This is a genomic window from Xaviernesmea rhizosphaerae, assembly GCF_001938945.1.
Taxonomy (GTDB): Bacteria; Pseudomonadota; Alphaproteobacteria; order Rhizobiales; family Rhizobiaceae; genus Xaviernesmea; species Xaviernesmea rhizosphaerae.
Window position 1 is genome coordinate 1 of the sequence record NZ_MKIO01000008.1, and the last position, 7495, is coordinate 7495.

At 61.6% G+C, this 7495-nt stretch carries 6 protein-coding genes and 1 tRNA gene; 6 read left to right on the forward strand and 1 reads right to left on the reverse strand.

Annotated elements, in window-relative coordinates:
* Positions 1–541 precede the first annotated feature (541 nt).
* Positions 542–1489, forward strand: a complete 948-nt coding sequence (locus tag BJF92_RS00110; protein WP_075632764.1) for an HD-GYP domain-containing protein — start codon at positions 542–544, stop codon at positions 1487–1489.
* Positions 1490–1637: 148 nt separating this feature from the next.
* Here the strand turns inward: BJF92_RS00110 and BJF92_RS26225 are convergent, their stop codons facing one another.
* Positions 1638–4094, reverse strand: coding sequence for a PAS domain-containing hybrid sensor histidine kinase/response regulator (locus BJF92_RS26225; RefSeq protein WP_075632765.1), 2457 nt, complete (start codon positions 4092–4094; stop codon positions 1638–1640).
* 226 nt (positions 4095–4320) lie between these two features.
* Here BJF92_RS26225 and BJF92_RS00120 point away from each other — a divergent pair, with 226 nt between their 5' ends.
* From BJF92_RS00120 to BJF92_RS00135, 5 genes are all read left to right on the forward strand, one after another.
* Positions 4321–5454 (forward strand): PAS domain-containing protein, encoded by a 1134-nt coding sequence (locus tag BJF92_RS00120; RefSeq protein ID WP_075632766.1) that lies wholly within the window; start codon positions 4321–4323, stop codon positions 5452–5454.
* On the forward strand, positions 5451–5864 hold the full coding sequence (locus BJF92_RS00125; RefSeq protein ID WP_075632767.1) for a response regulator: 414 nt from the start codon (positions 5451–5453) through the stop codon (positions 5862–5864). Before BJF92_RS00120 ends, BJF92_RS00125 begins: the two co-directional genes overlap by 4 nt.
* 28 nt (positions 5865–5892) lie before the next feature.
* A complete protein-coding gene (locus BJF92_RS00130; protein ID WP_075632768.1) occupies positions 5893–6135 on the forward strand; it encodes a hypothetical protein in 243 nt (80 codons plus the stop codon).
* A 691-nt stretch (positions 6136–6826) separates the two neighbouring features.
* Positions 6827–6949: a hypothetical protein gene (locus BJF92_RS26230; protein WP_280938367.1), complete on the forward strand. Its 123-nt coding sequence runs from the start codon at positions 6827–6829 to the stop codon at positions 6947–6949.
* A 144-nt stretch (positions 6950–7093) separates the two neighbouring features.
* A tRNA-Cys gene (locus BJF92_RS00135) sits at positions 7094–7167 on the forward strand.
* The last annotated feature ends 328 nt before the right edge of the window (positions 7168–7495 follow it).

A 7495-nucleotide genomic window follows, 5' to 3' on the forward strand; every position in this document is an offset into this window, starting at 1 on the left:
CATCAAAGCCTCCTGTCAAACAAGGAGACCCTCGGCAACAAACCTTGCCCCAGCCTGACGTCTGTCAACAGGCCTTAGAGCGTCGGACTGAAAATCAGACGCAGTCTGACGCTCTAGAATTTTGTTTTTGCATCGGATTTTTCCGAAAACCGGTTCCCACTTTTCGGTCCGATGCTCTAAGCGCCGTTCGATCGCAGTCCATAGACTGGCAGAATGCTCCAGGCCGTTGGGCCGAAAACTGGAAACCGGTTTCTGGAAAAGATCCGATGCGGAAGCAAAAGCTGCGGCCTTGGTTTGTGGACGGTTTTCCAGTCCGACGCGCTCACCTTTCGACAGGGACTGCCGTAACGCTTGTGCGGCCGGGCGCTTCCATAGGTACTCGCCGCCGGTCGGGAGCATCATGCGTCGGCGGGGGGCATCGCGGCTTCAGGCGCAGCTTTTTTCCAGCCAGCCGCTGCGGATGCCATAGGCGTTTCTCGCTATTTTAAGCTTTTCGATTTTACGGTATTGAGCTGAGATATTCGCACTGGACTTGCAGCCTATGATTAAACGCATCGCCAAGGATCAGGTGTGTCGCGGCATGTTCGTTGAGGCTCTGGAGGGGGCTTGGCAGGACAATCCCTTTTCCGCGCGGCGTTTCCTATTGGAGGATGACAATGCTGTTGCGGCCTTGAAGTCGAGCCAGATCACCGGCGTGTTCATCAATCCCTCGCTCGGGCTGGATGTGGGCGGGCGCACGCCGCTTCGTGCGCGCGCAGCGCATCCCTCCGTCAACGAGGCCCGGCATGCCTCTGCGCGGGTAATTTCGGAAACAACGCAGCAGCTGGAGGCGCTGTTTACCGATGTGCGGTTCGGCGCGGCGATCGACCTTGATGACGTCGCTCATCTGGCGGACAATCTCGGCCAGTCGATCGAGCGCAGCCCTGTGATCCTGATCGACATGACGCGGCTGAAAAGCAAGGACAAGGCGACCTATCTGCATTCGCTGGCGGTCTCCGCCTTGCTGATCCATTTTTCCCGCGCCATGGGGTTCGACAGCGAGACCGTGCGCATCATGGGCATTGCCGGCCTGCTTCACGATATCGGCAAGCTGCTGATCCCCCGACAGGTTCTGCAAAAGCCCGGCGCCCTGACGCAGGAGGAGCGCCAGGTCATCATGCAGCATCCCGTCTATGGCTATGACCTGCTGAAGCAGAGCAACATGCCGCAGATCGTTCTGGATATCTGTCGCCATCATCACGAGCGGATGGACGGGCGGGGCTATCCCGACCATGTCATGGCCGCCGAGCTCGGCCAGCATGTGCGCATGTCCGCCATTGTCGATGTCTATGAGGCGATCACCTCGCTGCGCCCCTATCGCACGCCCTGGTCCTCGCAGCGCGCGCTTACCTGGATGGCCGAGCAGAGCGGACATTTCGACCGGCAATTGCTGATGCGCTTCATCCTCAGCCTCGATCCGGCCCTGACCCACGGTGTGGCGCTGTCCTGACCAATGCAGGAGCGCCGTTTCCTGTCGTGACCGGCTGTGATCAGTCCTAGAGCATCAGACTGCAAATCGCACGCAGTCCGATGCTCTAATCTTTTGTTTTTGCATCGGATTTTTCCGAAAACCGGTTCCCACTTTTCGGTCCGATGCTCTAGGCGGTCAGGACCTGCCGGATTTTGCGGGCCATCTGCTCCTCGCTATAGGGCTTGGACAGGAACTGCACGTCGCGCTTCAGCCGGCCGCCATGGACGATCGAATTTTCGGTGTAGCCCGATGCGAAGAGCACCTTGAGCCCGGGCATGACCGATTTGGCGCGCTCGGCCAGTTCCGTGCTCTTCATCGGCCCTGGCATGACCACATCGGTGAAAAGCAGATCGACCGCCACCCCGCTCTCGATCAGTGCCCAGGCGGAAGCCGCATCGCGCGCCTTGAGCACGCGATAGCCGAGCGCCTGCAGCAGTGCGGTCGTGGTCTCGCGCACGCCGTCATCATCCTCGACGACCAGAATGGTTTCGGTGCCGCCGACCGATTCCACCTGGGGGGACGAGAGATCGTCTTCCGGCGCAAGGGCGCGCGGCAGATAGATCTTCACCGAGGTGCCTGAGTCGACCTCGCTATAGATGCGGATATGTCCGCCCGACTGCTTGACGAAGCCATAGACCATCGACAGGCCGAGCCCGGTGCCCTTGCCTTCAGGCTTGGTCGAGAAAAACGGATCGAACACCCGGTCGATGATATCCCGGGGAATGCCGCTGCCGGTGTCGGAGACAGCCAGCAGGACATATTGCCCCGGCACCATCTCTTCGTCCGTGCGGGCGTAGTGCGATGTCAGCTCGGCATTGGCGAGTTCGATCGTCAGGCGGCCATTGCCGTTCATGGCGTCGCGGGCATTGATGGCGAGATTGAGCAGCGCCGTCTCGACATTGGTGGGATCGGCCATGGTGTTCCACAGGCCGGCGCCGACGATGTTCTCGATCTCGATCGCCTCGCCGATCGCCCGGCGGATCAGCTGGTCGGTGTCGCGCACCAGGCGGGCCAGATTGACCACCCGCGGGGCAAGCGGCTGGCGCCGCCCGAAGGCCAGCAATTGTGCCGCCAGCCGCGCGCCGCGCTGCGTGGCGGAGAGCGCATTGTCGATGCGCCGCATGGCCCGTTCGTCCTGGTGCAACTGCTTGCCGAGAAGCTCCAGGCTGCCGGTGACCACCTGGAGCAGATTGTTGAAGTCATGGGCAATGCCGCCGGCGAGATTGCCGATGGCTTCCATCTTCTGGCTCTGGCGCAGCGCCTTCTGGGTCTGCTCCAGCTCGTGCGAGCGTTCCTCAATGCGCTGCTCCAGCGTTTCAGCCAGGTGTTCGAGCTGCGCCTCGGTCTGCTTCTGGTCGTCGATATCGGTATTGGTGCCGATCCAGCGCTCGATGGCGCCGTCGGCATCATAGGAGGGAACGGCGCGCGACAGGTGCCAGCGATAGCTGCCATCGGCGCGCCTCAGACGCACCTCGGCATGAAAATCCTCACCGGCTTTGCGGCAGCCATCCCAGATGCGCGTCACCGAGTCCCTGTCGTCGTGATGCACGGTGCTGCCGAGAAAGCGTCCTTTGAGATCCTGCTCCGAAAGGCCGCAATATTCATAGACCCGGTCGTTGCACCATTCGATCACGCCTTCGGGCGTTGCCGCCCAGGCGTGATTGGGGATCGACTGCGCCAGAAGCCTGAAGCGCGCCTCGCTGTCGCGAGCAGACTGCTGGGCCAGTTTCATATCGGTAATGTCATGGCCCTGCACGAAGATGCCGGCAACGTCACCCTCGCCATTGCGCAGGGGCTGATAGACGAAATCGAGATAGCGTCGCTCGATGGTGCCGCCGCGATGCAGCTGCACCTCGGCCCCATGAGCGATGAAGGGATGGCCGCTCGCGCGTACATTGTCGAGCAGGGCGATAAAGCCCTGATCGCGGATTTCCGGCAGGGCCTCCAGAAGCGGCTTGCCCAGAAGCGGCCGGCCGCCCACCAGCGCGCTATAGGCGGAATTCGCCAGGTCGAACACGTGATCCGGCCCCGAAAGCACGGCCATGAAGCTCGGCGCCTGGTCGAACAGGGTGCGCAGATAGCTGCGCTCAGCTCCCAGCGACAGATTGGCATCGGCCACTGCATCCGCCCGTGCCAGAATATCGCTTTCCACGCCGAGCGCGCTGGCGGTGCGGCGCAGCTGGTGCAGTTCGGTGACATCCACCGTATGCTGGAGGATCCAGCGCACGGTGCCGCTACGGTCGGCAATCGGCGTATGCGTGGCACTCCAGAAGCGCTCTTCGAGCTGGCCGTCCGGCCGGGCGATGGGATAGGGAATCAGGGGGAGATGGTCGAGCGCGCTATCGCGCAGCACCGCCTCCAGCGAATTGCGCAGAAGGCGTCCGGAGACCGATTGCGGATCGCTCGGAAAGGCATCGAAGATATTGCGCCCGATCAGCTCGTCGCGGCCGCGCATGGTCACCGCGCAATAGGCGGCATTCATCCCGACGATTGTCAATGACTGATCGAGGATGACATAGGGATTAGGTGCCGCATCAAACAGTTGAGCGAGATCTAAATCGGAAAAATCCGTGTTCTTGAACATTCACAAGGGCGCCTATCTTTCAGGAGAAACGCATAGCAGTCATCCAACGGTGGCGATAGGAGTTTTCCTCTGGAGATCCTCCGACATTCGCTTGCCGGAACCCCCATGATCTGGCCTTCTCACGATCAGCGGACGTTGCAGAACGCCGATGGAGGACCGTCGGGGCAGCGTGCAAGGGGGGGGCTTGAGCGATGCGAAACAGGAAGTGTGAAACCGCGCGGTGTCCATGAACCAAGACAGTCACTCCAAGCAGGATGCCCGCGAGGCCGGTGAGCGGCTGGTGAATTCCCATGCCTCCGAAGATCCCTTCGCCGCGGCCTTCAAGGCCACGCGCATGCCGATGATCATTACCGATCCACGCCAGCCGGATAATCCGATCATCTTCAGCAACCGCGCCTTCGCCGAGCTCAGCGGCTATTCGACGGATGAGCTGATCGGCCGCAATTGCCGCATGCTGCAGGGCCCGGGAAGCGATCAGGCGGCCATCGCGCGCATTCGCGCGGCAATCGCCGCCAGGCAAAACATCTCCGTCGATATTCTCAACTACCGCAAGGACGGCAGCACTTTCTGGAATGCCTTGTTCATCAGCCCCGTGCGCAACGCTGAGGACGAGGTGATCTATTTCTTCGCCTCGCAGCTGGATGTGACGACGGTGAAGAACAAGGAGACCGAACTGGCCGAAGCGCGCCGCATGGCCGAGAAGCTGGTGGAGGAGCGCACGCGGGACCTGAAGATGGCGCTGGATGCCAAGACCCTGCTCGTGCACGAGGTCGATCACCGGGTGAAGAACAACCTCCTGACGATCGCCTCCCTGCTGAAGCTTCAGGCGCGGCTGACGACCGACGTGACGGTGGCGGGGACGCTCCATTCGGTTCTCGACCGTGTGGAGGCGCTCAGCATCGTCCAGCGCAAGCTTTTTACCAGCGACGACGTCGCCCGCTTCGATGTGGCGGAGTTCGCCCGCGAGCTGATCATCGATGTGGTGAGCGCGCTCAAGCGCGATGATATCACCGTCGAGCTGGATCTGTCGCCCGTGCTCGTGCCGGCCGTGAAGGCCTCGCCGCTCGCCTTGATCGTCAACGAGCTGGTGGGGGATGCGGTGCGCCGGGGCCTGCGTGACGGCGGCGGGCGGATCGATGTCACGGTGAAGCGGCTGAACGGCCATTTCGTCATTCGCGTGCATGACACGCTCGAGCCCGCCGATGTCAATGTCGATCGCGAGGAGCAGGAATTCGGGCGTCTGGTGCTGGAGACCTGCGCCCGACAGCTTGGCGCGCGGATCGAGCGTGGTGTGGACGGCAATGTCAACCGGGTCGACGTGACGCTTCTCGTCGGCGACGGGGAGGAGAAGACGTTTTGAAAATCCTGATCGTCGAGGACGAGGCGCTGCTGGCGCTGGAGCTGGAAAGCGAGCTGCAGAGCGCAGGGCATGAGGTGGTCGGCCATGCCATGGCCAGCGACGAGGCGCGCCACCTCGCCGAGCGCTGCCGGCCCGACTTCGCCTTTGTCGACATTCACCTGGTCGATGGTCCGACCGGCATCGATGTCGGCCGGCATTTGCGTGACCAGGGCATTCCCTATGTTTTCGTCACCGGCAATCTCAAGCGGATCCCGGAGGATTTCGCCGGTGCGATCGGCGCGATCGAGAAGCCCTATACGATGAACGGCCTGAAGAATGCCGTCACCTTCCTCGAGGCGCTGGTTACGCATGACGGCGCTATCGCCAATGCCCCGCCGAGCCTGGTGGTGGCGCCGGCCTTCGCCTGCTGAGCCGGGCCGGAACAAGGGGGAGGGACCCATGCCGGGTGTCAATGCCGTTTACGAAGTGGTGCTGTTCACGCGCGATGCGCGCGGCCATGCCGTGATCGCCGGACCGCCGGAGATCATGGCGGATGCGGCGTCCGCCTGTGCGAGAGCCGAAAGCCTCGCGGCCGGGCACGAGGGCGTCGCCGCCATCCGCCGCCCGGTCCAGCCTGCCATCGGCGAGACCGGCCCGATCGAGATCCTGTTCCAGTCCGGGCGGCTGGGAGATCTCGGCTAAAACCCGTCACGCTCCTTCGGTTTTGCCCGTCGGGCTTTAAGCCCTTGTTTTGTCGCCTCTCGTGATCGCAGAGCCGGTTCCACTTTCGCGCGACATGCCCTCAATTTCTGTCGTTTCCATCGGGTGTTTTCCGAAAACCGGTTCGCACTTTTCTGTCAGATGCGCCAGACTGCGGCGCGCACCATCAAGACTTTGTTGTCTGTCTTCCCATCCTTCTTTGGGCCGCCGTCATTCTTCTGCCGCCGGGGGATGACATTTGCTGCGGCAATCGCCACATGAAGCACGTGTTCGGATGTGGCGCACGGTCTGCGTGAGCGGGTCCGCCGGGGCGCGAGGGCTCTTTGGAACTGCCAGGCCGGGGGAAATGCCAGGCCGGGCGCGGAACTTGTTAACATCCTGTGAATTTCCTGCCCGGGCGTTAACGCTTGGCCATCAACCGGCCGGGATCTCCCGGCACGGTCTAAGATGATGTCAGGCTCTGTCATCCTCGGGCGCGCGTCACGATTGCGCGGCATGATGGCGGGAAGAGCTTAACGCCATGATGCCGACTGCGCGCGATGCCCCGCGCGCGGCGACCGCATCCACCCTAACAGGGCTACAGGCCCCGATAGGGTTCGCTTTTGATTTCTCCGCATTGTCTGACGCCGGTGCGATGGCGCCCGGCCGGCAGTGCTTTAGAAGGACGATTGTCATGCGCATCATCTTTGCCGTCATGCTGGCTTCGGTTCTCAGCATCCTGGCCGTCAAATTCGCCAATAACGACCTCGGCCAGGGCGTGCCGCTCACCACGCCGGCGACCGCCGCGAGCATGTGATGCCGCGCGTGTCTCGTTCTCCAGACCGACTGGAGGCCGGGAAACGAAAGCGGGGAAAAATGCACAGCCACAATCCGAAAGCTCTTGCGCTTTCCGTCGAACAATTCTAAACGACCGCGACTGCTTGATATTTCAAGCCCGTGAGGCCTCGTGGCGGAGTGGTGACGCAGAGGACTGCAAATCCTTGTACCCCGGTTCAATTCCGGGCGAGGCCTCCAAAAATTTCCACATTGAAAGCAATGCGATAGAGCAGGGTGAGCAAGCAGTGCTCGGCGTGCGATGTTGCGTTCGTGTTGCAACTGGACTGCTTTGATTGTCAACGGTTTCCCGCGTTGCTCAGCTGTTCCGTGTGCGATACCCGGGTCCTGAGCCTAGAGCATCGGACTGAAAACAGTCCTCAGTACGATGCTCTAGATTTTTGTTTTTGCATCAGATTTTTCCGAAAACCGGTTCCCACTTTTCGGTCCGATGCTCTAGGCTCAGGACCTATTAATTTGGTTTGAGATGTGATTCACGGTTTCGGAAAGGAGACCGTGATGAGTGATG

Excerpts from the sequence above, each read along its gene's own strand:
- BJF92_RS00110 (WP_075632764.1), top strand. The coding sequence starts at position 542 with ATGATTAAACGCATCGCCAAGGATCAGGTGTGTCGCGGCATGTTCGTT.
- BJF92_RS26225 (WP_075632765.1), bottom strand. The coding sequence starts at position 4,094 with ATGTTCAAGAACACGGATTTTTCCGATTTAGATCTCGCTCAACTGTTT.
- BJF92_RS00120 (WP_075632766.1), top strand. The coding sequence starts at position 4,321 with ATGAACCAAGACAGTCACTCCAAGCAGGATGCCCGCGAGGCCGGTGAG.
- BJF92_RS00130 (WP_075632768.1), top strand. The coding sequence starts at position 5,893 with ATGCCGGGTGTCAATGCCGTTTACGAAGTGGTGCTGTTCACGCGCGAT.
- BJF92_RS26230 (WP_280938367.1), top strand. The coding sequence starts at position 6,827 with ATGCGCATCATCTTTGCCGTCATGCTGGCTTCGGTTCTCAGCATCCTG.